This is a genomic window from Cognataquiflexum nitidum (genome assembly GCF_022538055.1).
Classification (GTDB): domain Bacteria; phylum Bacteroidota; class Bacteroidia; order Cytophagales; family Cyclobacteriaceae; genus Cognataquiflexum; species Cognataquiflexum nitidum.
The window spans coordinates 20,902-45,544 of the sequence record NZ_JAKZAM010000003.1 but is presented as its reverse complement, the minus strand read 5'-3'; the positions used below and the strand labels follow the sequence as shown (position 1 = coordinate 45,544).

The 24,643-nt window shown below is 41.9% G+C and carries 22 protein-coding genes; 12 read left to right on the top strand and 10 right to left on the bottom strand.

The window, feature by feature from the left end; all coding sequences use genetic code 11:
• Nucleotides 1-6: 6 nt before the first annotated feature.
• The 5 genes from yajC to MMU07_RS02490 form a co-directional block, all read right to left on the bottom strand.
• Nucleotides 7-321: a preprotein translocase subunit YajC gene (gene yajC, locus MMU07_RS02510; RefSeq protein WP_241124260.1), complete on the bottom strand. Its 315-nt coding sequence runs from the start codon at nt 319-321 to the stop codon at nt 7-9.
• A gap of 3 nt (nt 322-324) precedes the next feature.
• Entirely contained in the window at nt 325-864 is a 540-nt protein-coding gene (locus MMU07_RS02505) for a DUF1573 domain-containing protein (RefSeq protein ID WP_241124259.1), read from the bottom strand.
• A 12-nt stretch (nt 865-876) separates the two neighbouring features.
• Nucleotides 877-1,179 carry a YtxH domain-containing protein gene (locus tag MMU07_RS02500; protein ID WP_241124258.1) on the bottom strand — a complete coding sequence of 101 codons (303 nt, stop codon included), beginning with the start codon at nt 1,177-1,179 and terminating at the stop codon, nt 877-879.
• Between the two features lie 13 nt (nt 1,180-1,192).
• Complete coding sequence (gene nusB / locus MMU07_RS02495; protein ID WP_241124257.1) at nt 1,193-2,377, bottom strand: transcription antitermination factor NusB; 1,185 nt, start codon at nt 2,375-2,377, stop codon at nt 1,193-1,195.
• Between the two features lie 140 nt (nt 2,378-2,517).
• Nucleotides 2,518-3,618 carry a Glu/Leu/Phe/Val family dehydrogenase gene (locus MMU07_RS02490; RefSeq protein ID WP_241124256.1) on the bottom strand — a complete coding sequence of 367 codons (1,101 nt, stop codon included), beginning with the start codon at nt 3,616-3,618 and terminating at the stop codon, nt 2,518-2,520.
• Nucleotides 3,619-3,762: 144 nt separating this feature from the next.
• Between MMU07_RS02490 and MMU07_RS02485 the strand changes: the two genes are divergently transcribed.
• The gene (locus tag MMU07_RS02485; RefSeq protein ID WP_241124255.1) at nt 3,763-5,553 is read left to right on the top strand and encodes an ABC transporter ATP-binding protein; all 1,791 of its coding nucleotides are present in this window, start codon (nt 3,763-3,765) and stop codon (nt 5,551-5,553) included.
• A gap of 3 nt (nt 5,554-5,556) precedes the next feature.
• Here the strand turns inward: MMU07_RS02485 and MMU07_RS02480 are convergent, their stop codons facing one another.
• Nucleotides 5,557-6,159: a hypothetical protein gene (locus MMU07_RS02480; protein WP_241124254.1), complete on the bottom strand. Its 603-nt coding sequence runs from the start codon at nt 6,157-6,159 to the stop codon at nt 5,557-5,559.
• A 96-nt stretch (nt 6,160-6,255) separates the two neighbouring features.
• Here MMU07_RS02480 and MMU07_RS02475 point away from each other — a divergent pair, with 96 nt between their 5' ends.
• Nucleotides 6,256-6,573 carry a sll1863 family stress response protein gene (locus tag MMU07_RS02475; protein ID WP_241124253.1) on the top strand — a complete coding sequence of 106 codons (318 nt, stop codon included), beginning with the start codon at nt 6,256-6,258 and terminating at the stop codon, nt 6,571-6,573.
• Nucleotides 6,574-6,575: 2 nt separating this feature from the next.
• Here the strand turns inward: MMU07_RS02475 and MMU07_RS02470 are convergent, their stop codons facing one another.
• A complete protein-coding gene (locus MMU07_RS02470) occupies nt 6,576-7,763 on the bottom strand; it encodes a Gfo/Idh/MocA family protein (RefSeq protein WP_241124252.1) in 1,188 nt (395 codons plus the stop codon).
• Between the two features lie 18 nt (nt 7,764-7,781).
• Nucleotides 7,782-9,917: an outer membrane protein assembly factor BamB family protein gene (locus MMU07_RS02465; RefSeq protein ID WP_241124251.1), complete on the bottom strand. Its 2,136-nt coding sequence runs from the start codon at nt 9,915-9,917 to the stop codon at nt 7,782-7,784.
• 203 nt (nt 9,918-10,120) lie between these two features.
• On the opposite strand from MMU07_RS02465, the gene MMU07_RS02460 reads away from it, so the two are divergent.
• On the top strand, nt 10,121-10,447 hold the full coding sequence (locus MMU07_RS02460; protein ID WP_241124250.1) for a HEPN domain-containing protein: 327 nt from the start codon (nt 10,121-10,123) through the stop codon (nt 10,445-10,447).
• Nucleotides 10,426-10,746: a nucleotidyltransferase domain-containing protein gene (locus MMU07_RS02455; protein WP_241124249.1), complete on the top strand. Its 321-nt coding sequence runs from the start codon at nt 10,426-10,428 to the stop codon at nt 10,744-10,746. The genes MMU07_RS02460 and MMU07_RS02455 overlap by 22 nt, the downstream gene beginning before the upstream one ends.
• Before the next feature lie 300 nt (nt 10,747-11,046).
• Here the strand turns inward: MMU07_RS02455 and MMU07_RS02450 are convergent, their stop codons facing one another.
• The gene (locus MMU07_RS02450; protein ID WP_241124248.1) at nt 11,047-12,534 is read right to left on the bottom strand and encodes a M28 family metallopeptidase; all 1,488 of its coding nucleotides are present in this window, start codon (nt 12,532-12,534) and stop codon (nt 11,047-11,049) included.
• Nucleotides 12,535-12,734: 200 nt separating this feature from the next.
• Here MMU07_RS02450 and gcvP point away from each other — a divergent pair, with 200 nt between their 5' ends.
• The 8 genes from gcvP (at nt 12,735) to MMU07_RS02410 (ending at nt 22,916) form a co-directional block, all read left to right on the top strand.
• Nucleotides 12,735-15,626, top strand: coding sequence for an aminomethyl-transferring glycine dehydrogenase (gene gcvP / locus MMU07_RS02445; protein ID WP_241124426.1), 2,892 nt, complete (start codon nt 12,735-12,737; stop codon nt 15,624-15,626).
• A gap of 156 nt (nt 15,627-15,782) precedes the next feature.
• Nucleotides 15,783-16,199, top strand: coding sequence for a hypothetical protein (locus tag MMU07_RS02440; RefSeq protein WP_241124247.1), 417 nt, complete (start codon nt 15,783-15,785; stop codon nt 16,197-16,199).
• Between the two features lie 143 nt (nt 16,200-16,342).
• Entirely contained in the window at nt 16,343-16,510 is a 168-nt protein-coding gene (locus tag MMU07_RS02435) for a hypothetical protein (protein ID WP_241124246.1), read from the top strand.
• Nucleotides 16,497-16,868, top strand: a complete 372-nt coding sequence (locus tag MMU07_RS02430; protein WP_241124245.1) for a type II toxin-antitoxin system VapC family toxin — start codon at nt 16,497-16,499, stop codon at nt 16,866-16,868. Before MMU07_RS02435 ends, MMU07_RS02430 begins: the two co-directional genes overlap by 14 nt.
• 221 nt (nt 16,869-17,089) lie before the next feature.
• Nucleotides 17,090-18,673, top strand: a complete 1,584-nt coding sequence (locus MMU07_RS02425; protein ID WP_241124244.1) for a M1 family metallopeptidase — start codon at nt 17,090-17,092, stop codon at nt 18,671-18,673.
• Between the two features lie 115 nt (nt 18,674-18,788).
• Nucleotides 18,789-20,027 carry an MFS transporter gene (locus MMU07_RS02420; RefSeq protein ID WP_241124243.1) on the top strand — a complete coding sequence of 413 codons (1,239 nt, stop codon included), beginning with the start codon at nt 18,789-18,791 and terminating at the stop codon, nt 20,025-20,027.
• Nucleotides 20,024-21,547 carry an alpha,alpha-trehalase TreF gene (treF, locus tag MMU07_RS02415; protein ID WP_241124242.1) on the top strand — a complete coding sequence of 508 codons (1,524 nt, stop codon included), beginning with the start codon at nt 20,024-20,026 and terminating at the stop codon, nt 21,545-21,547. Before MMU07_RS02420 ends, treF begins: the two co-directional genes overlap by 4 nt.
• Before the next feature lie 130 nt (nt 21,548-21,677).
• The gene (locus MMU07_RS02410) at nt 21,678-22,916 is read left to right on the top strand and encodes a purple acid phosphatase family protein (RefSeq protein WP_241124241.1); all 1,239 of its coding nucleotides are present in this window, start codon (nt 21,678-21,680) and stop codon (nt 22,914-22,916) included.
• A 156-nt stretch (nt 22,917-23,072) separates the two neighbouring features.
• On the opposite strand, the gene MMU07_RS02405 is transcribed toward MMU07_RS02410, so the two are convergent.
• Nucleotides 23,073-24,569, bottom strand: a complete 1,497-nt coding sequence (locus MMU07_RS02405) for a sodium:solute symporter family protein (protein ID WP_241124240.1) — start codon at nt 24,567-24,569, stop codon at nt 23,073-23,075.
• Nucleotides 24,570-24,643: the final 74 nt, after the last annotated feature.

Below are 24,643 nucleotides of genomic sequence, written 5' to 3'. Positions count from 1 at the left end.
TGAGTTTTATTTGATTCCTGTGGCTTTTTTGGTAAAATCAGCTGAAATCGCAGATTTTTCAACCTTCAACTTCATTCCTTTATCCAATTCCAAGGTTACGGTATCTCCTTCAATGGAATAAATTTTTCCATGTATCCCTCCGATTGTGACTGCTGTATCTCCTTTTTTGATTGAATCAAGAAAGTTTTTAGTCTCTTTTTGTTTTTTCTGTTGCGGTCTGATCATGAAGAAATACATGATCAGAATGATGGATCCGAAAAGGAAAACTTGTCCCATGATCTCAGTACTCATAAAGGACTGCAATAAAATCTGCTTGTTCATAGATTATTTCTTTACAGGACCCAATTGGTTAGGGTTTGCGCTTGCTAGCTTTGGTGTTACATTTCCTTTCAACCTCAACCTTGTCACATTAGGATTTGTATTGGCCTGAATGGTTACAGTAGGAGCTTGGGTTCCTGTTTTGGCAGTAGAATTAAATACCACTTTGACAAAACCTTCTTCACCCGGTTTGACTGGTGTTTTGGTCCAATCAGGGCTTGTACAGCCACATGATGCGGTGATGTTGGAAATCACCAAAGGCGCCTGTCCTTCATTGGTAAATTTGAAAATATGCTCTATCACTTTTCCTTCGTTGATGGTACCGAAGTCGTATTCCATTTCGGAAAAACCAAATTGGCCTAAAGAACTTGGGTCAGCGTCAGCAACAGTGGTAACATTGCTAGGCACTGGCTGTGCAGCTTCAAGTTTTGCAAGCTTTTCTTCCAAAGCAGCAATTTTGTCTGATTGGTCATCTTTTTTGGTTTCGCAACTTGCCGCCATCAAAGCTACGGCAAGGGTCAGTGCTGATAATCTGAAATATTTCATAATAAATAGGGGTTAATTAGCTTCTCTGTTGATTTGTTCGATAAGTTTATTTACATCGCTGAGTAAGTTCTCGGCTTTATTTTTTGCATCCGAAATAACCTTATTTCCTTCTGATTTTGCTTCATTAAAAGGAAGGTTTTTCCCGTCAATCAAGTCGTTGATTAGTTTTTCAAGTTCTTCTTTGTATTTGAAGAGCTGATAGGAAAGTTTGTCCCTAGTATTTTTACCTGTATCGGGAGCAAACAAAATCCCTAAAGCTGCACCGATGCCTGTCCCGACAAGTAATGCAATCCATGCGTTTGAATTTTTGCTCATTGTTTTGATATTTTTATTTGTTGTCCAATAGTCCTCTTCCACTTTTACGGATTTCTCCGTTTTCTGTTAATTCCTTTGACAAAACATCCAAAAGTCCGTTAACAAATTGCTTGCTCTTTGGGGTACTGTATGTTTTTGATATGTCAATGTATTCGTTGATGCTTACTTTGACAGGAATACTTGGGAAATTTTTCATTTCTGTAATCGCCATCGAAATGATGATTTTATCTGTCTGGGCCACTCTTTCGATGTCCCAATTTTGCGTTCTTTTTGAGATCAAATCTTTATTGGCATCGTCATTTGCGACTGTCAAGTTAAAGATATTTTGGAAAAATTCCTTGTCATCCTCCCAGTTGATGGCGATTTCGGGAAGGACTTCCTCTGAGGAATCATAGTGATCCTTCACATTCTTCAGCACTTTTGATGCCAAGCTGCGCACGATCGACTTGTTTTCGGTCCAATTAAAATCTTTTTCCGAAAAGAAATTCAATATCGCCTCAGTTTTGAAAATAACTTTTTTCAAAATTTCATCCACAATCTCGAAATCGTCCTCTAGTGTCGGGGCTGAGAGTTTGATATAGTTCTGATAAGCTTCCAATGGTTTTACATAATCTCTAAACCATTCTTTGATCTCAAGTTCGAGTTCTCCGATATCCACATGCTGTCTTGTGACGGCAGATTTATATTCGGTAGAATTTCTGATTTTTTTGAGTATTTTATTTTTTGCAAAGTTCAAGTCTCCTTCCGTAAGCAGGATTTTGTCTGAAGCATATTTCTTTTTTTTCTCCGCTTCACTTCCTACATGGTCTGCAAATGCTATCAGAAGTTCGATTGAATAAAGGTAGAGTTGTGGCAATCTTTCAGCCGAGGCAACCATGTTTTTAGCTAAAAAATCAAAGTCCCTCTTGTTGGCGGTATGGTAGAAATTGATCGCTCTCCTTGCTTCCTTTAGAATTCTATCATTTGTGTCGCTTTTTGAGATCAGCGTATCGCTGTTCAGGTTGTTGATAAAAATCTCCGTGGTGATGGCGGATTCTTTTTTGAGCAAATTCTTATCCTGTACCTCCATACTGTTTAGATCAGGCAAAAAGGCCTCTTTGATTTGATCTTTTGCGAGATTGAAATTGGAAGCCCGGCACTGCTCGTAGGCATAAAGGTTTTGGAAAGCCTTGACCCTAAGTATTCGTCTGTTTAACATACCTGAAATAAAAGAACGTAAATATAATTCAATTTGGGGAAGGTTAGGAAATGAATCTTGTTTTAACCTTTTAAGCTTACAAAAAACCACCTGATTCAGTTCAAAATTTGAAAAATCAGGTGGCTTTTATTGGAAGTATATCAATATGGCAATTTTACTTTGCCGATGGCTTCAATCCTGCTCCAAGCCATTTCAGTTGCGGCCTGTTGGGATGGGATGTTTTCCCTTTCGGATTTGTCTAGGATGGATGTACAGATATCGTATATCTTTTCAGCATGCTTATAGGTGAGTTCTCTGTTGTATCCGCCTACAAATTCCGCATAAACATTAATCAATCCGCCCGCATTGATCAGGAAATCAGGAGCATATGTAATCCCCTTTTCCAAAAGTATTTTTCCATGTATAGCTTCGTCCTGAAGTTGGTTGTTGGCTGCCCCGGCGATTACTTGGCATTTGAGTCTGTCGATGGTCTGGTCATTGACTGTCGCTCCTAAGGCACAAGGCGCGTAGATATCCATGTCCATGTCATAAATGCCACTGGGATCCACTACTGTCGCTCCTGTTTCCTTGGCTACCTGATTTAGTCTTTCTTCGAAAATATCCGTGATGAATACCTGAGCCTTTTCTTTAACAAGGTATTCCACCAAGTATTTACCCACTTGGCCTATTCCCTGAACCACGATCTTCTTTCCTTCCAGACTGTCCGAACCGTAGGCTTTTTTGGCAGCAGCCTTCATGCCCAAATAAGTACCATATGCTGTGACGGGCGACGGATCGCCTCCTCCGCCTCTTACCTCTGGCAAACCTGTTACGTATTTGGTCTCCATGGCGATATATTCCATATCGCTGGTTTTCATATTGACATCTTCTGCGGTGATATATCTTCCACCTAGACTGTTTATAAACTTGCCAAACCTTCGGAGATAGGCTTCATTTTTCAGTTTTGGATCTCCGATCAAAACAGCCTTACCTCCTCCAATATTGAGTCCTGAAATAGCTGCTTTAAATGTCATTCCCCTTGATAGCCTCAATACATCCGTAATCGCCTCTGCTTCGGAAGCATAATTCCACATTCTTGTGCCGCCCAGAGCGGGTCCCAATACTGTATTGTGAATGGCAATGATTGCTTTTAAGCCTGTCGGCTCATCGTAGCATACGACTAGCTGCTCATGTCCGAGAGAGGTGATCTGTCCATATATGGATCCTTCCCTCACTTTTTCCTCAGTTTTAATCTCTAGCATTTGAACTTGGAATTTTTTAATGTGTTATATTTGGGATTGATGTTTGAAAAACGCAGGACAAAATTATATATTTTGAATGAGGTTTTCTAACGCAATTAAAAGAGTATTATAAAAGAAATCAAGAGTTTTAAAAATTTTTCTTTCGTGAAATCACTTTGGCGCCTAAATAAATATTTTGTAAAATATAAGGGATATCTCCTAATGGGAATCTTATTTACTATCATTTCCAATGTTTTTGTAATTATTCCTGCCCAGCTTGTAAGAATTGCCATAGATTATGTTGTGGAGAGTTTTGCCTTCTATCGGGTATTTGCCGATGGAGAATTGGCTTCTGCAGCCCGTGGTGAATTCATGAAATACATACTCATTTTTGGAGTTTTGATCTTGGTAATGGCACTGTTGAGGGGTTTTTTCCTTTTTCTAATCCGACAGACGATCATCATCATGTCAAGGCTTGTCGAATATGACATGAAAAATGAAATATTCGAACATTACCAAACCCTTCCTTTGAGCTTTTACCGCAAAAACAGCACAGGTGACCTCATGGCAAGGATATCGGAAGACGTCAGCAGAGTCAGGATGTACCTCGGTCCGGCAATCATGTATGGAATGACGCTTTTATTTTTATTTCCGATGGTGATCGGTTATATGCTGACAGTCAATGTAGAATTGACAATATACTCGCTTTTGCCATTGCCGATCCTTTCTATCAGTATCTATTATGTCAACAATCTGATCAACGAACGCTCCGAAAAAATCCAAAGAAGCCTTTCAGGGCTGAGCACTTTTGTGCAGGAAGCCTTTTCAGGAATCAGGGTCATCAAGGCTTTTGTGAGGGAAGAGGACAGTACATCCCAATTTACCAAAGCAAGTGAGGATTATAAAGAAAAATCAATTGATTTGGCCATGGTCAATTCCTTGTTTTTTCCTCTGATCATGGGTTTGATCGGAATCAGCACGCTGATAACCGTCTATGTAGGAGGAATGCAGGTTATTGAGGGAACGATAGGCTATGGTGTGATTGCTGAATTTATCCTTTATGTCAATATCCTGACCTGGCCTGTGACATCCTTGGGATGGGTCACAAGCATTATACAGCGTGCGGCCGCATCCCAGACCAGGATCAATGAGTTTATGGATGAAAAAAATGACATCGTCAGTACAGAATATCTAATTGATCAAATTAGAGGTGATATTGAAGTCAAAAATTTAAGTTTCATTTATCCCGATTCAGGCATCAAGGCACTTGACAAATTGAGTTTTTCTATCGATTCAGGTGAGTCTTTGGCTATTATCGGTACTACTGGTTCAGGCAAGTCTACTATTGCAAACCTCCTCATGAGGATGTATGATGCGACTGATGGTAAAATTATGATCGACAAAAAAGACATCAAAGCCTATGATGTAGCCTCCCTCAGACGACAGATAGGCTATGTCCCTCAGGATGTTTTTCTCTTCAGCGACAGCATTGCCAACAATATCGGGTTTGGATTGGATACGATTGCGGAAGGAAAAGTAGAAAAAGCAGCCAAAGACGCTGATGTCTACGACAATATCATCGACTTTCCACAGGGATTCGAGACCAAGCTTGGGGAAAGGGGTATTACGCTTTCCGGTGGCCAAAAGCAAAGGGTATCAATTGCAAGGGCGATTGCCAAAGAACCGAGTATCTTATTGCTCGACGACTGCCTGTCCGCTGTAGATACCAAAACAGAAAATGCGATTTTGAATTCCCTCAAAAAGATCATGGAAAACAGAACCTCCATCATTATCTCCCATAGGGTTTCTTCTGCCAAACTTGCCGACAAAATCATTGTCCTAGATGATGGGGTAATGGTAGAACAAGGCTCCCATGATTACCTGCTAAACCTCAAAGGAGTATATGCCGATCTTTATGAAAAGCAGACTCATTCTGTGGATACTGTCGAAGAGTAATTATCATTTGTCTTTGTTTTTGGCAAAAAAATCAAACCCGATTTTTTGTGGATTGCCTAAACCGGAGATGTGTTCTATTTTTTGTTGATAAGTGATCAGCATGATGTCTGTAAAGGCGGGGGCCAGCAAGTCATTTTCCAAGGCCGATACCACCAGTTCTTCCACAAAATCACGCATCTTCTCAGGATTAATTGGGTTTTCTTTGAGTTCGGGAAAATTAAAAACAATTTTTCTATCCCCTTCAAGGAAGAATTTATTTTCCTTGTTGAGCATGATCCTTCCTATCAGGTAACCAGGATCTTCAAGCCTCCCAAAATCAATGGTGTCACTCAAAAAATTGTAGATGAGAATCTGTCCAAAATACCTCAGGGTTACATCATCTTTCAGGTACTTTGATTTGCTGAGGTAATTTTCATCAGGTAGCCTGACAATATTGCTCTGCAGGATGAAAATCAATACATCTCCTCCTATCCTAAAGATAAATTCAAACGGATTTGTCCTTTCGACTTTTATAGGAATTGGAATTCCTTCTTTGTTGGCCTCAACGATCTCCTTTGCTAATTGACCACTTATTTTTTCCAAATCAAGGAAAAGTGCCTCTGTCATTTCAAACAAATTATATTTGAGTTTGCTGGTAGTTTGTAGCTTAGTTAGTATATTCGAGACCATTGTATTTTTTATATTTAATCTAACAACACCATTATGGAAGCCAAAAAAACAGGATTTGAAGAAGTAGAATCTATTCTTCGTGATATAGGTACTAAAATAGAGGAATTAATTGAAAAAGGAACCCAAGCAGGCGGGGAGGCCAAGGTTGAGATTGAAAAAAAGATCGATGACCTGAAGGAAAAAAGGACGACTTTGGAAGCTGAGTTCAAAAAAGGCAAGGAAAAAGTTGAAAAACTTTACCAAGAAAAGAAAGAAGAACTAGAACCAAACATTGAAGAATCCAAAGAACATTTCAAGGAAGGATTCAAGCAACTTTTAGAAGGTGTCAAAACACTTTTGGGCAAAAAATAAATTTATACCTCCCTTTGGATGACCTCCCCTGTTGTTTTGTGTTTCAAAATCAGCTTAGAGACGCCCGAAGGGAGGATTTCTTTTTTGATTAGGAAATGATCTTTGTCAAATTCCTGAAATTTACCGGATAAGGAGTTCCCCTCATCTCCACGCCAATCTTCGATAATTACCGGCTCCCATTTTTTGGTTTTGGCAGAAAGAAATGCTGCGTCCAAAATTGCATTGACCACATATCCATCATAAAAAGTCTCCCGGGGAGGAATTCCTTTTTCCAAAGACTCAAACATATCCGTAAACATATGGGGATAGCCAAGTTCGTGGGCTTCATCCCCCACGGGAAACAACCAACCCGAGTTTGACTCAGCTTTTTCGGCTACATAGCTGTTTCCTTTACCCGTGCTAAACATCTCAAATCCTGTCCGCAAAAAACTATTGAGCCATATTGTTCCTTCTGTTCCCATCACTTCATCTCTTAAATCCATTCCTCCCCTAAATGTCCAGCTAACCTCAAATTGACCGATAGCCCCATTGTTATATTTGACCAAACCGATGGCATGGTCTTCGGCTTCTATAGGGTGCACTTGCGTATCTGCCCAACACATTACCTCTAGGGGTTTGATATTTTTCCCGATAAAATTCCTGCCAATTTCCACACAATGACAGCCAAGATCTATGATGGCACCGCCACCTGATTTTTCCTTATCCCAAAACCAATCGCTATGAGGACCGGGATGTGCTTCCCTGGATTTGGTCCAAAGAACCCTGCCGATGTTACCTTCCTCGATGCTTTTTACAGATTTGAGGAATTTTGGTGTGTAGCACAGGTCTTCTAAATATCCGGCAAAAATCCCTGCAGCTTCCACCGCATCCAACATCTCTTTGGCTTCTTTGGCGTTTCTTCCAAGTGGTTTGGTGCACAATACTGCCTTTTTTGCCTTAGCACATGCAAGTACTGCTTCCAAGTGAAGGTGATTGGGCAGAGCAATCAGTACGACTTCTGTTTCAGGATGAGAAATTGCCTCCCACATGTCAGAGGTAGAATAGCAGAGATGATAATCCTCCGCAAACTTACCCGCATTGGCCTGGCTTCGTGAATACACCATATGAATATGATCTTTTCTCCTTTGGGCATGGAGAGATTCAGCATAAAACCTAGCTATAAATCCAGAACCGAGAACTGCGATTTTCATGTGTTTTTTGGGTTATTGTTATTTTATGTCAGGCAATGCAAAAGCCACATATGCATCGCCCGATTTTGTTCCTTTTCCACCCCCGCAGGCGATGACGAGGTATTGTTTGCCATTTTTTTCATAGACAGCCGGAGTGGCATGGCCTGCAGCCGGAAGTTGGGCTTCCCAAAGGACTTTTCCGGTATCCTTGTCAAATGCCCTGATCTTCTCATCTTTGGTCGCGGCGATAAACACCAATCCACCTGCGGTGGTAACAGGCCCCCCGTAATTTTCGGTGCCGGTCGCTTGGATTCCCCTTGCAGTCAGTTCCTCAAATTCCCCCAAGATAGATTGCCATTTAATTCTTCCGGTATTCATGTCAATGGCCGTCAGCGTGCCCCAAGGTGGGTTGATGCCAGGATAGCCATCCTCAGTCAATAACCTGGAATAGCCATTCATATAGTATTGAGGATTGAGTTTTTCTTTTCCGCCTTCGAGTTCCTTCTTTTCTGCACCGGCATTTTCTTCGATCCCCATGAGGTAATCTACCAACAACTTTCTGTCTGACTCAGGGATATGTGCAAAAGCCGGCATGGCTCCTTTTCCACTTTTCAAAAGATCTGAAAGTGATGTATTGGTGTATTTTGCCTTCAGATTTTCAATAGCCGGCATGCTAGGAGGATTTCCCTTTCTTGACATTCCGTGGCAATTGGCGCAATAGTTTACATAAATGCCCTGACCGATATTTTCAAATTTTGGGTTTGCTGTCATGCGGATCACCCAAGGGATCTGATTGGCATTTACATACATGGTCTGCGTATATGGGTCAAATGAGGAGCCTCCCCATTCCGCACCTCCATCCATCCCCGGGAAAAGCACAATCCCATGTTGCTCGCTGGGAGGTAGCCACATATGGCCATATTTCACATTCTCCAACTTCTTTCTGATATCCTGTTCCCACTCGGGAGTTAGGTTCAGGATGTCTTTTTCTTCATATACCATCCGCATAAATGGTTCGGGCAAAGTCGGATGCGGTTGAGTGGGCCAACTTTGGTCGCCGGGAATGTCAGATTGGGGAACTTCCCGTTCTTCGATAGGCCAAACCGGTTCTCCGGTGACTCTGTCAAAAGTATAGACATATCCCTGCTTGGATGTCTGTGCGATGGCATCTAACCATTTCCCATTTTTTTTGATTCTGATTAAATTTGGATTGGCAGGGAAATCCCTGTCCCAGATGTCATGGTGGACTGCCTGAAAATGCCAGATCCGCTGTCCGGTGTTTGCATCCAAAGCGATAAGGGAATTGGCAAAAAGATTTTGGCCATGTCGGTAACCTCCCCAAAAATCATAAGTCGCCGAACCAGTAGGAACATAGACGATTCCTCTTTCTTCATCCAGACTCATTCCCGCCCAATTGTTAGCTCCACCGATCAACTCCCTGTATTCTTCCTGCCAGGTATCATTGCCAAATTCCCCAGGATGCGGAATGGTATGGAAAATCCATTCCCGCTTTCCTGTTTTGATGTTGTATGCACGAATGTGCCCCGGTGCGGCATCCAATCCTTCCGAAAGCCGCATGCCCAAAATCAGTTTGTCCTTGTATACCACTCCGGGAGTATTAGATACGATCAGGAATTCTTGTAAATCTGTATCAAGCTCCTTTTGTAAATCCACCTTGCCGGCATCCCCAAAAGTGGTGATCGGTCTGCCGTCATCGGCATTTAATGCCATGAGCCAATTCCCTGCAGAAAAAATGATGCGCCGATCCTCGCCTTCTTCCCAATAAGTAACCCCACGGTTGGTTCCGGCCCAGGAGTTTTGTCCACCAAGCATCTGATAGGGATTGAATCGCCAAAGTAACTTCCCGGAAGCCGCATCCAAAGCAAAAACATTCAATTGCGGACTAGTGGCGTAAAGAATTCCATTCGCTACAATTGGCTGACATTGGATCTGTGACCTGGCGGTAGAATCCGAGGTATGGTAAATCCATGCAACTTCCAGATTTTTGACATTCTCTTTGTTCACCTGATCAAGCGAAGAATAACGTGCTGCATCCTTGGTTCCGCCAAAAGTCTCCCAACCGGAATAGTCCAGGTGCTTATAGGAGTCGGATTCAGAACAAGAAAGGAGAAAAATACTTAGAAGTAGGGATAATGGTATTTTGGGAAATTTCATATTCAAAATCAGTTTTGGATTCATTGGAGGCTATCAGAGATCCAATTTAAAAATATTTTTGGGTAGAAATAATTCATTTCAGTTTGGAGGTGATCTAGGTTGATTTTTTTAGATTTGTCTAGATGGGTAAAAAAGAAGAAATCAAAGATTATGATAAAGTTGTTTCGCATTGGCTTGAAACATCTAATGAAGATTTTGAAACCATGAAAAAGTTATTTGAGTCAAAGACCTATCATTGGTCCTTGTTTTTGGGACATATTTCTGTTGAAAAAATCTTAAAAGCTTACTACGTAAAGAAACATAAGAATCATCCTCCATTTACCCATAATTTATTTAGATTGGCAGAGCTTAGTGGATTGGATATTGATGTTGAATATTCAGATTGGTTGGACGAAATCACGAGCTTTAATTTGGCCGCAAGGTATGATGATTATAAAAAAGAATTTTACAAGACTTGTAATCGGGAATTTGCCATCAATTGGATTGAAAAAATCACTATTTTAAGGGAATGGATAGGAAGGAAATTATAAACATCGTCAAGGAATTCGCTATCAAGGTATTAGAATCACATAGTGATGCTCGTTTCTTTTTGTTTGGTTCTTTTGCAAAAGGATCCCAGATTGAAGAAAGTGATATCGATATTGCTGTTATTTTGAACGATTTTCCAAATACAAGAGAAAAGCAAGTTGAATTGATGAAAATCAGAAGGACAATCGATAGCAGGATTGAACCACATCCCTTTAGAGAAAAAGAGTTTGTGGAATCAAACCCGCTTGCCAACGAAGTTTTGAAATTCGGCCTTGAAATCAAATTTGATTTGGTCTCCTGAAACTCTTTTTTCTTTTTTCAAAAATCCATTTAACCTTCGCCCATTTTTTTGAAGTTTAAAGTAGATGGATAAAAAAATTGTTCAAAAAAAAGCCATTCACCCCTCTAACCCTTTTGATTTTGCTTTTTCTGATTTGGAAAAACCAGAAAGGTCAGAATCATTTGAATCAAAGAAATGAATGGCTATTTGTTTTTTTTATTGCAAAAACTTCAAACCTAAATGGAGCAATTTGAAGCATCGATCACGGTTAAATCCTAATCAATATCTATCAATATCCAATATCAATTAATATCTGATCAACTACCTATCATTAGTCCCATCCACAGGCGTTCTTTCAGCCCTGTTGGCAAGATCCCAAGAAGTATGGAAAATCAATTTTGCTCTTTTGGTCATCAGAGGAAATTCGATCTTGTCAACCGTATCCGTTGGTTGATGGTAATCGTCGTGCACGCCATTGAAGAAGAAAATCACAGGAATGTTATGCTTTGCAAAATTGTAGTGATCTGATCTGTAATAGAACCTGTTAGGATCATCTGCCGCATCGTACCTGTAATCCAAGATCAGGTTGGTATAAGTGATATTATTGTATTCATTGATGACTTTCAAGTGAGAAGAAAGCATTTCCGAACCGATGACATAGACATAATCCTTGTTTTCAGCATTCTGATATTCATAATCAATCCTGCCTACCATGTCAATGTTGATGTTGTTGACAGTATTTTCCAAGGGAAAAATCGGATGGTCGGCATAATATTCGGAACCTAAAAGGCCTTTTTCTTCTCCCGTTACATTAAGAAATAAAATACTTCTTCTTGGCTTTTTCCCCTCTTTGGCGGCTATGGCAAAAGCCTCTGCAATCTCCATGACAGAAACTGTTCCCGAACCGTCATCATCAGCGCCGTTGTTGATTTCACCTTTGCTGTTGATGCCGACATGGTCATAGTGCGAAGAAATCACCAATACTTCCTCTTTTTTATCCGTACCCTCAAGGTAGGCCATGACATTTTCAGTAGGAACGAGTTTGTTTTGTTTTTTGATTAGGTAGCTCGCTTTCTGCGCCTTGATAGATTCAGGATTGTTTTTAGCTGCTTCTTTCAATGTTTCCACCGGAGTATCAAATAAAGCTGCCATTTTATCACTGCTCACTAAGAAAACAGGTTCTTGCTTGGTAGGTTCTTCAAACCCCAACCTGCCTGAACCGCTCAAAGACTTGTATCTGTTTGCGATCCGGTCAAAGTTTGCCTGACCTTCCATGGTCACGATAACGATTCCTGCCGCACCGGCTTTCATGATGTCCTGGATTACAGTCTGTGACCGTGCACCAATGGCCCAAAGTCCAACCAATTTTCCTTTTACATCCACTTTCTTCATGTTTTCTTCAGATGCGAGACCAAGAAAAACCAATTCTGCTTTGGCAGCTTTTTTTAGATCGCCATCACCAAGAAACACGAAATCCTCATTGTTGACCAATTTTTGCTTTCCAACGGTAAGGTTTATTTCCGGATAGGAGACCGATACTAGGTTAAATTTCTGTAAATAAGAACCGTCAACAGGACCTGCTAATCCCAATCCTTTATAAAATTCAACAAGGTATTCTGCTGCCATTTTTTGGCCTTTATCTCCTGTGTTTCTTCCTTCCAATTCATCGGAGGCCAAGTAAGTGAGGTGTTTTTCTAAATCAGCAGCTGTGATGGTCGAAGCGTACTTTAATGCGGTGGCATCCTGTGCAGATAGATTCAATGAAAGCAAAAGAGATAATGCTCCCGATATCCAAATTCTTTTTTTCATAAGTTATAATTGAGCTAATTCAAATTAAGGATTTAAACATAAAAATAATTCCAATTACATTAAAACCGTTTATCAATTTGGATGTTTACTGGGTGTATTTCTTCGATTTTGAAATCCATAATCATTCAATAATTCTTACCTTTGCACAACCAAAAATCGAGGAGAATATAACCCAAGTAAATCCCACCTTATTTATCGACATGAAGATTAATCTCAATACCTCTACAAAGTTTGAAAATAGGCATAATGGTCCTTCAGCTGATGAAATCGCTGTAATGCTGAGTAAAATCGGAGCAGCTTCCCTGACCGAACTTATTGATCAAACTATCCCCAAATCCATCCAATTGGAGAAACCTTTGGACCTTCCCGAGGCCAAATCCGAAGCAGGATTTTTGAAGGAATTCAAAAAAATGGCTTCTAAAAATAAGATATTCAAATCTTACATCGGATTGGGTTATTATGATACCATCGTGCCGGGAGTGATTTTGAGAAATATTTTGGAAAATCCGGGATGGTACACCGCCTACACGCCTTATCAGGCAGAAATCGCCCAGGGCCGTTTGGAAGCGCTCATCAACTATCAGACCATGGTCATGGACCTTACAGGAATGGAGATGGCAAATGCATCCCTTCTTGATGAAGCCACAGCTGCTGCCGAAGCCATGACGATGCTCTATGCTTCCAAGCCGAAGGAAAAGAAAAACGCACATACCTATTTTGTTGATGAAAAAATATTCCCACAAACAAGGGATTTGTTGATCACCCGTTCGGCTCCTATAGGCATCGAATTGGTGATTGCACCGCTTTCCACTTTGGACTTGACTGATCCTAATCTTTTTGGGGTAATGGTCCAATATCCAAACATGGATGGTGAAGTTATCAACCACGCTGATTTGGTAGCAGCTGCAAAAGAGAACAATGTTTTGACCGCCTTTGCTTCTGACTTATTGAGCTTGACATTATTGACTCCTCCTGGAGAAATGGGAGCTGATGTTGTGGTCGGCACAAGCCAAAGGTTAGGTGTCCCAATGGGTTATGGCGGTCCGCATGCTGCCTTTTTTGCTACCAAAGAAGCTTACAAAAGACAGGTTCCTGGTCGTATCATCGGTGTTTCCCTAGACAGAGACGGAAATAAAGCCTACAGAATGGCGCTACAGACCCGTGAGCAACATATCAAAAGAGAAAAAGCAACTTCCAATATCTGTACTGCGCAGGTACTCCTCTCAGTGATGGCGGGGATGTATTCCGTCTATCATGGTCCAAAGGGTTTGAAAGAAATCGCTTTGAGAACTCATGGCTTGGCGCAATTGACAGCCAAAGCCCTTGCAGAAATTGGTTTTGAGCAGATGAACAAAAACTTTTTTGACACCATCAAAATAAAAACCGATTCAGTTCAGCAGTCCAAAATCAAAGCGTTTGCTGTTTCTTCAGAATTGAATTTCAGGTACGAAGAAGGCGCGATTTTACTTTCCTTCGATGAGGTCAAAACTGTAAAGGATGTCAAAACCCTCGTGGAGGTTTTTGCAAAATCTACCAACCAAAAGATAAAATCAACTTGGGAAGAATTGATCGAAGGACTTGAGATCAACCTTCCGGAAGGCATCAAAAGGAATTCCGATTATTTGACGCATCCGGTTTTCAACCAATACCACTCAGAGCACGAGATGCTCAGGTATATCAAAAGACTGGAAAATAAAGACCTTTCCTTGGTTCATTCGATGATTTCATTGGGTTCATGTACCATGAAACTCAATGCCACCACCGAAATGATTCCTGTAACATGGCCGGAATTTGGTCAGCTCCATCCGTTCTGTCCACAAGATCAGGCAGCAGGATATTATGAAATGTTCCAAAATCTGAGAAATTGGCTAACTGAAATCACCGGTTTTGCAGATACTTCTTTGCAGCCAAACTCCGGTGCCCAGGGCGAATATGCCGGTCTGATGGTCATCAGGGCCTATCACATGAGCCGTGGCGATCACCACAGGAACATCGCTTTGATCCCAACTTCCGCCCATGGTACCAACCCTGCTTCTGCTGTGATGGCGGGAATGAAGGTAGTTTTGGTGAAATGTGACGAAAGAGGCAACATCGATGTCGCAGACCTGAAAGCCAAAGCCGAAGAGCATTCCAATGAGTTATCGGCCTTGATGGTCACTTATCCTTCTACCCACGGGGTATTTGAGGAGGCTATCCAAGAAATCTGCCAGATCATCCATGACAACGGCGGTCAGGTCTATATGGATGGAGCGAATATGAATGCGCAGGTTGGTCTGACCAGCCCGGGCAGAATCGGTGCTGACGTCTGTCACCTCAATCTCCACAAAACATTCTGTATTCCTCACGGTGGCGGTGGACCTGGTATGGGCCCCATCAGTGTGGCCAAGCAGTTGGTGCCATTCCTTCCTGGAAATCCTGTCGTGCAGACAGGCGGAACACAAGCGATCCACGCGATATCTGCAGCTCCTTTTGGCAGTGCAAGCATCCTTCCGATTTCTTACGCTTACATCGCGATGATGGGAGGAGAAGGACTTACCAATGCCACTAAAATCGCCATCTTGAATGCAAACTATATCAAAGGAAGATTGGAAGCGCATTATCCTATCCTTTACACAGGGATCCACGGCAGGGCTGCACACGAGATGATTTTGGATTGCAGGGCATTTAAAGATTTTGGTGTGGAGGTGGAAGACATTGCGAAGAGGTTGATGGACTATGGTTTCCATGCGCCGACAGTTTCCTTCCCGGTGGCCGGAACGCTGATGATCGAGCCGACGGAGTCTGAGACCATGGCTGAACTTGACAGGTTCTGTGATGCGATGATCGCCATCAGACATGAAATCCAGGAAGTTGCTGACGGCAATGCAGACAAAGAAAACAACGTCTTGAAAAATGCACCGCACACAGCAGCACTGGCTTTGGCAGATAATTGGGATTTCCCATACTCAAGGGAAAAGGCAGTGTATCCGTTGCCATATGTGAAAGGGAATAAATTCTGGCCAACCGTCAGAAGAATCGATTCTGCCTACGGTGACAGAAACCTTGTCTGCAGCTGTATTCCTGTTGAGGAATATGTAGAGGCTGAGGCATAAGTATAACATTTGAAAAATAAAGAAAGGAGCTGAGAGGCTCCTTTTTTTTTGGAATTATCAGTTTGGTAAATGAGTTTAGTTTTTTAAAGAGATAGGTTGTTTCGGTTTAGTTAAATAAATTGAGGATCTATTTGATGGGTTTTAGAATCAGGTATTATGCCAGAAGTAATGAAAAAAGTTGTAGCGAATCTAGTGGTATTTTTGATTTTCGGAGGTATGGTCTACTTAAAATACAGGTATGATTTAAAGGAAAACAGGAAATTAATACAAAAGATTAATGAAGAGTATTTATCTATAAGTTTTAGCGACAGTTTAAATTCAAATGTTCTTGTTTTAAGGGATCCATTTTTTGGATCGAGTTTTAGAGAAAGCAGTAATTCAGTTTATTTTCAACTTTGGGATGGTTCAAAAAGAGGAGTATCAACTTCTTCTGAAATAAAATCAAATGGGTCAATTTCAATTCGGAATATCTTGGAACCGGGAGACTTAATCTTGAAAAGCTCAAATTCAAATTTTATTTCAATAGTAAAGGAAGATAGTTTTGATACATTAATATTTAGGATTTCAAAATAGCATTAAATAAACTAATCTTTTGTGTCTCGGATTCAATGGGTTTATATCTAGACCCAAAGAAACTTTAATTATGAATTAAAGAGGGGCGACCAAAACAGCTTTTTGATCAAATTGGATTATATTCACAGAAAAATCTATACAACATGTTAAGAGTTATCAAAAAAGGTTCTACCAAAGAAGAAATTCAAAAAACCTTAGCTGGTTCCACAAAAAAGAAAAAAGGATTTCAGGCTTCTAATTTTTCGGGCATTATTGATCTTGATGAAAGCCCAATGGAAATCCAAAAAAAGCTTCGTGATGAATGGAAATAAGTTGATGGTAGATACAAATGTCTTACTTTATCTCATGCAGGGAGATTCCACATTGGTAAGCATATTAGAAGGAAAGAATATATATGTTTCCTTCGTTACTGAACTTGAGCTTTACAGTTTCAGGCCTCTTTCCCAAGAGGAAAAAAGTAAAATAAATATATTGTTGTCACAATGCACGATCATCGATATCACAGCAGGTATCAAACAATTCACCATAGACCTTCGACAAAATTATCCTATCAAATTGCCGGATAGCATAATAGCCGGAACGTCATTGTATCTTGATATACCACTGATTTCAGCAGATAAAGGGTTCAAGAATATCGAGCCGCTCGATTTTATTTTTTATGAAAAGTAAAGTAAGGCTCGACCTTTCTCCCTCTCATTTTCCAATGAATATTTCTCTATTGTAAAGGGTAAATTATCCTATATTTCAGGCTCTTTTTTTACGAAATTTTAAAAATTATAATTTGAGAGATTCCCTATCTGTTCCATAATGAATAATTCCCTTTCTTTTTTACCTCTCTTTTCACCAAATTGAATTTCGGTATTGCCATTCCTACTACCAATTCCAAAACCATGAAGCGCACCTTGTTTATCTTTATCATACTCGTATCCTCAAATTTCGCTTTTTCGCAAATCCAAAAAAACTGGGCTTGGGGTGGGCCGATTGATCCTTTGCAGGCAAAGTTTCAGGTAATGCACTACCACCTTGAATTGGAGATTTTTCCCGAAAAACAGAAAATCCAAGGCTTCAACAGGGTTACTTTTTCTTCAAAAGAGAAATTGGACACCTTGAGACTAAATCTTATCGAAGAATATCAAGTCAGCAAAATCATCATGGATGGAAAGGAAATCGCTTTCCTCCATTTTGGGGATACGTTGGATATTTTTCCGATAGACTGCACCTGTCAGGACGTGGAGATCCACTATGGAGGCAAAACTCCGATCGCCATCCGTCCTCCATGGACCGGTGGTTTTACATGGGAAATTGACCAATTGGGCAACCATTGGATGGGCTTGTCTTCCCAAAACGAAGGCGCCAAAATCTTTATGCCCAGCCTTGACCATCCTTCGAGTGAACCGCTGAATGGCGTGGACCTGATTTTCACTGCACCTGAACCCTATTTTGTAGCATCCAACGGGAGGCTTGTGGACACCAAAAAATCCGATGGAAAAGTAACCTACCATTGGACTACCCAATATCCCATCAACAATTACAACGTTAATTTTACTTTGGGTGTGTTCCATCAGGAAACCAAGACTTTCACAAGTTCCGACGGGACCGAAATCCCGATGTATGTCTATGTCCTGCAAGAAAACAGGGACAAAGCCAAAGCGCTTTTGGATGTATTGGACAACTCTGCAAAGACTTTGGAGAAATATTTTGGACCCTATCCGTTTCCCAATGACAAAATCGCGGTAGTCGAAACCCCGTATCTCGGCATGGAGCATCAGACCATCAATGCCTATGGAAACAATTTCCAGTTTGTACCCATGGGGACAGTTCAATATGATTGGCTGCTGCACCACGAACTCGGACACGAATGGTTTGGGAATAAGGTTTCTGTGAAGGATTGGGCAGATTTTTGGTTGCACGAAGGGCTGACGGCTTATGGGGATTGGTTGTTTTACCTAGAGCATGGCGGGGAAGAAGCCTACCTAGAAAAAGTCGCTTCGGTCCGAAAAGGAATCGCCAATGCAAGACCAGTTGTTTCGCCGAGAAATTCCACTTCGGACTATGCTTACCATCCTGAGATTTATACCAAAGGAGCTTTTATCATCCATTCTTTAAGGTATTATTTGGGAGATGAGGTCTTTTTTCCGATGCTCAAAGCCTTTGCTTCTGACGAAAGATTCATCTATGAAAACCTTGTAGAAACGGACGACTTCACAGGTTTTGTGCAGCATTACACAGGACAGGATCTGGAAGGGTTTTTTGACATGTACCTAAAAAGCATCCGCATCCCAAAAGTCAAAGTATCCAAAAAAGGGAAAAAAGGCTATGCTGTGAGTTTGCCCAATATCACATTTTCCATGCCTGTCGAGATCCGGACTTCCAATGGAATGGAAAGACATGTGCTTTCTGCCAAGCCTGTTGTGGTAAAAAGTGCAGGTCCGGTTGAGGTCGACCCACGTGGGTGGTACTTGCTGGAAAAGTAATTGAAGAAAAAAAGCCCACAAAGTCAGGAAGACACAAAGAGAATTAATAATTTGTGGCTTTGTGTCTTTGTGGGATTTGAAATCTAAAATCGTACCTTTTCGTGAACCATCATCTATGAACTCAAAATTACTCGTCCGGCTCTCCCTGATTTTCAACTATATGGTATTCGCCGTGTTGCTCAATTCGGTGGGGGCGGTCATCCTACAGGTTCAACGGACTTTCGATGTCAGTAAGGCTGAAGCTTCGGTTTTGGAAGGTTTCAAGGATTTGCCTATTGCCATTTTCTCTTTTATAGTCGCTTCCTTTCTTCCCAAACTCGGTATCCGAAAAGGCATGTTGATCGCTTTGTTTGCAGTGGCGGCCATGTGCTTTCTGATGCCGGTGATTGCCGATGAGTTCTGGTATTTCAAAGTTTTGTTTGCCGTGGTCGGAGTCTCCTTTGCGATCATCAAAGTCAGCGTCTTTGCGACGATCGGATTGGTGACTGACTCTCCAAAAGAACACAGCAGCCTGATGAGTACCATTGAGGGATTCTTTATGGTCGGGGTATTGCTTGGCAATGTATTCTTTAGCCTGTTTGTCAACGACAGCGACCCTACCTCCCAATCTTGGCTGAACATTTATTGGTACCTCGGGGCAATGACTTTGGTAGCTGCCTTGTTGCTCTTTTTTGCCCAGATCAACGAAACTGAATCCAAAAGGGAAAACACCAAAGCTTCTGATGAATTCTTCGACATGATCAAACTCGTTGCCAAACCGCTTGTCTTGGTATTTGCCGCCTCGGCTTTTCTGTTTGTACTTATTGAGCAAAGTTTCATGACCTGGACGCCGACATTCTATCAGGATGTCTTGAAAGTCCCGGCAAGTATGGGGATTCAAGCCGGCGCTGTTTTGGCAGGAGCATTGGCGATAGGGAGGTTGCTTGCAGGGTTTGTATTGAAAAAAATCCATTGGCTCACCTTTACGCTGACCTGTACCATACTTGTGGGAGCCTGTGTTTTGCTGACTTTGCCCCTCACTTCTGATCAACCTGTCATGAATGAAACCATCACCTGGTTCAATGCTCCTTTTGTTGTTTACCTATTTCCCATATTGGGGATTTTCTTGGCACCGATTTATCCCACGATCAATTCCGTTGTACTGAGTGCACTGCCGAGGTATATGCAAAGTTCGATGTCAGGCCTGATTGTGGTATTTTCTGCCTTGGGCGGGACAACCGGATCGATCATCGCTGGAAATATCTTTGAGTCTTACGGAGGAACAACCGCTTTTTATTTTTCACTTATTCCTATTGTAGGACTTTGCCTCATATTAATTTTGTTGAACATTCAAGTCAGGAAACAAGCAGCATGAAATTTTACGAACAACCGGAAGACATTTACCTGGAACTTTTTGAAGTGATCCAGATGAGCGGGGTTTTTCCTGATTCCAAGACTTTCGTGGACAGCATTCCCAAACGGGATGTCCATGACATTTTGAAGGATTTTTACGAGGAAATTAAAACCCCGGGATTTGACCTGAAATCATTTCTTGATAAAAACTTTGATTATCCCGAAGAACCGGAATACAAAAAACTCAATCTCCCCAAAGCCATCAACCTAGAGGACAGGCTCAAGTTGCAATGGGATCTCCTTACCAGAGAAGCGGATGAAGAAGTTGAAAATTCCAGTCTGATACCTTTGCCACATCCTTACATTGTGCCGGGTGGAAGGTTTCGGGAGATCTATTATTGGGACAGTTATTTTACCATGTTGGGGTTGAAAGTCTCGGGAAGAACTGACCTGATCGAAAACATGGTGGATAATTTTGCCCATCTGATCCGAACCGTCGGCCATATTCCCAATGGCAATAGGACTTACTTCCTATCGAGATCGCAGCCTCCTTTTTTTGCCAAAATGGTGGAATTGTTGGCTGAAGCAAAAGAAGACGAAGAAATCATCAAGAAATACCAACCTGAGATATGGATGGAATATCTATTCTGGATTGAAGGGGAAACAGAGATTCCTTTGCCTGGAAAATACTATAACCGTGTCGTCAGGATGGATGACGACACCGCGCTGAACAGGTATTGGGATGATGAGAATACCCCAAGGGCAGAATCCTTTGTGGAGGATGTGGAGCTTTCTGACCAATCCACCCGCTTCCCGGAAAAGCTTTTCCGTAACCTGAGGGCTGCCTGTGAATCAGGTTGGGATTTCAGTTCACGTTGGCTCTATGACCCCAATGACCTGAGAAGTGTGCAGACCATTGCCTTGATTCCCATTGACCTCAATGTGCTGCTTGCCGAAACTGAGAGGGTTATCATCAAGGGAATGAAGCTCGAGAAAGAGGATTCCAAAGAAATCACCAGGATGGAACTGTTCCATAAAAACAGGATGGAGGGAATTGAGCGGTATTGTTGGGAAGAGGAACAAGGAATCTATCTCGATTACCATATAAAGTTTAAGGAAAAAGTAGGAAGACCTTCGCTGGCCATGCTGTATCCGCTGTATTCCGGAATGGCCACTTCAGAACAAGGAGCTCGGGTATTGGAATATGTTGAAAAGAATTTCCTGAAGCCGGGAGGATTGGTGACAACCAATTTCAACACTGGACAGCAGTGGGATGCTCCCAACGGTTGGGCGCCGCTACAGTGGATTGGTTTTCAGGCCATGCTCAACTATGGCAGAAAAGACCTAGCCAAGACTTTGGCGGAAAGATGGACCTACCTCAACGAATCGGTTTTTGACCGTACCGGAAAGATGATGGAAAAATATAACGTGGAGGACCTCAGCCTAGAGGCCGGGGGAGGTGAATATCCGGTTCAGGATGGATTCGGTTGGACAAATGGTGTATACTTGGCGATGAAAGAATGGCTAAGGGAAAACCAATAATTGAAAAATCAACCCTCCAAAGGTTTTGAAGCCTTGGGGGGTTATTATGCCAAAGTTAAATTTTCAACCATTTTTTGAAACCCTAATTTTAGCCGTTAGCTTTAGATTCCAATACCAACCATTTCCTCCCATGACAAACTTCAAAAGAATCCTTTTCCTCTTCAGCTTTGTCCTCATAGCCCAGTTAGGCTTTGCCCAAACTGAACCCCATGCCTTCTACCTCACTTGGACTTCGGATCCGACGACGACAATGGATGTGGATTGGCACATGGATGAGATCAATCCGACGACTTTGTATTTCAGAAGGAAAGGAACAGAGAAGTGGCATTCATTTGAAAGTGATGTGCTGCCTTATCCTTTTTCCCCAAGGTATATCCATCGGGTTGGAATTCAGGGTTTGAAGCCCAATACCGAATATGAACTCAAGTTTGCTTCATCGGAATCGGTCTACTACTTTCGAACCCTTCCAAAAAACCTCAATAACAAATCCCTCAAAATCGCCATCGGAGGAGATTCCATGCACCAAAAGGAATGGTTGGAGAAAACCAACCGCGTTGTGGCTGTGCAAGATCCGGACTTTGTAATCATCGGAGGAGACATGGCTTACGAAAATGGCCTTGCCGAAAATATCCAAAGGATTTACGATTGGTTTGATGCCTATAAAACCACCTTGGTGACGGCCGACAATAGAATTCTGCCCTGCATTGTGGCAGCGGGAAATCATGAAGTGGTAGGCGGTTATTATACCAAGCACCAAGGTTACGTCCAAAACAATGAATTCAGGGCACGGATCGCACCCTATTTTTACAGCCTATTTTCTTTCCCCGGCCAACCCGGATACAATGTCCTCGACTTTGGCGAATACCTGAGTTTGATCATTTTGGACACAGAGCATTCCAACCCGATTCCTGGAGTACAAACAGAATGGTTGACAAAAACTTTAGAAGATAGGAAAAATGTAAATCATAAAATTCCTATTTACCATGTTCCGGGTTATCCTTCCGTGAGGGAATATGGCGATAGGGTACAGACCTTGGTCAGGGAAACTTGGACACCGATCTTTGAGGCAAACGGTGTGGAGATCGCCTTTGAAAATCATGACCATGCTTACAAAAGGACCTTTCCGATCAAGAATATGGAAGTCCACGAAGACGGGATCATCTATGTAGGTGACGGTTCGTATGGAGTTACGCCAAGAAAAATCCATTCTGTCGACAGTACTTGGTACCTGAACAAAGCCCAATCTATCAGGGCATTTACGCTGCTCACAGTGGAAGAAAATCGTTGGAGTTTTGTCTCGATAGATGAAGACGGAAATGTCATCGATTCTTTTCCTGAAATACCATTAGAGGCAAAAAAAGAGGATTAAATTATATAGTCATAATCTTCTTTGCCAGAAAACCAATTTTATAACACAGACAGGACGGAAGACCGAAGTCGGAAGACAGATGTACCGGACATTTCATTTTCATATCATGATTTATATTTAATCACCTTTTCACAGGCATCATTCCGTACACATATTTTAAATTACTTTTTCCTCCCTTTTGCTTGGATTAAAAACCAATCCAAGCAAAAACCCCATCATGAAAATGGCCATTGTTCCAAAGACGATGGCTAAATTTTTATGCAGCGTAAAGTTAGGCCTGATTGTGTCGGGAAGGAATTCTCCCAAGCTGATCCACGCAATCACTGCCAATCCCGAAAGGACTGCTGCAATGGGGGGAACGTTGGTTTTGGTTTTTCCCAAAAGTGCCAAAAAGAACAAACCCAAAATGCCTCCGCTAAAAATCGAAGCCAAAGCCCACCAAGCCTCCAAAGCACTTTCCACGCCGTTGAAGGCCAATCCGACCAAAAGTCCTGTGATTCCCATTGCCAAAGATGCTACATGCAAAACCTTGATTTGGATATTTTGAGAAGGATTAGGTTGGATGTATTTTTTGAAATGGTCTTCGAGAATGACCGTTGCCGAACTGTTGATGCTTGTAGAAACGGTACTCATCCCGGCGGCAAAAATGGCAGCAATCACCAATCCTGAAATTCCCGGTGGCAAAACCGTTGCAATAAAATGAGGAAAAACTTTATCGGCTTGCTCAATACTTTGGAGTTCAAGTGGCAAGGAGTCGGAGAATACTTGGTAATAAGCATACAGACTCGTCCCAATCACGAAGAAAAGCAAGGAGACGGGAATGTAAAGCAAGCTTCCGAGCCAAGTGGATTTTTTGGCTTCCTGTTCTGTTTTGGCACTTTTATACCGCTGTATATAGCTTTGGTCAATGCCAAAATTCTGAAGGTTGATGAATAGACCATAGACCAAAACCACCCAAAAGGTACTTTGCCCGAGGTCCGAGGAAAGACTTCCCAAAGAGAGTTTGCTGTCTCTCCGGGCGATATCCCAAATCTGCGTGATTCCTTCCGGCATTTGGAAGACAATCAAAACAAAACAGCCCACAGCACCTGCAATCAGGACAATTCCCTGTACAGCATCCGTCCAAACCACCGCCGAAATCCCGCCCATAGCCGCATAGACCACCACTCCTAATCCGGTAAAAAGGACAATCAAAGGAATGTTCCAGCCAAACAGCACATGCATAGGCAAAGCCAAAAGGTATAAAATGGCGCCCATCCTCGCGAGTTGGGTGAGGAGGTAGCAACTCGATGCATAGATCCTTGCCCAAGGACCAAACCTTTCCTCCAAAAAAGCATAAGCGGAAGGATTTTGGAGTTTTCGGTAGAGGGGGACAAAATACCTGACAGCGATGAAGGCAGCGACAGGAATCGATAAGCTAAAAACAAATCCATTCCAATTGCCCTGAAGGGCGCTTCCCGGCAATGTCAAAAAACTGATGCTGCTCACGTAGGTGGCGAAAATCGACATCCCCAAAGCCCAAGCCGGTAATTTTCCCCCGCCGGTGACAAAATCAGCTGCCGAATTTTTTCTGAAGTAAAAGGAAACCCCAAAACCAACGATTCCAAGCATATAAATCAGGAAAACGATCAAGTCGAGGCTGTGGATTTTCATGGTTTGGAAAACAGAATTCAGGGATTAAGCATTATGGTTATCCGCTTCTCGGCCAGGAAACCCATATTTTTCTT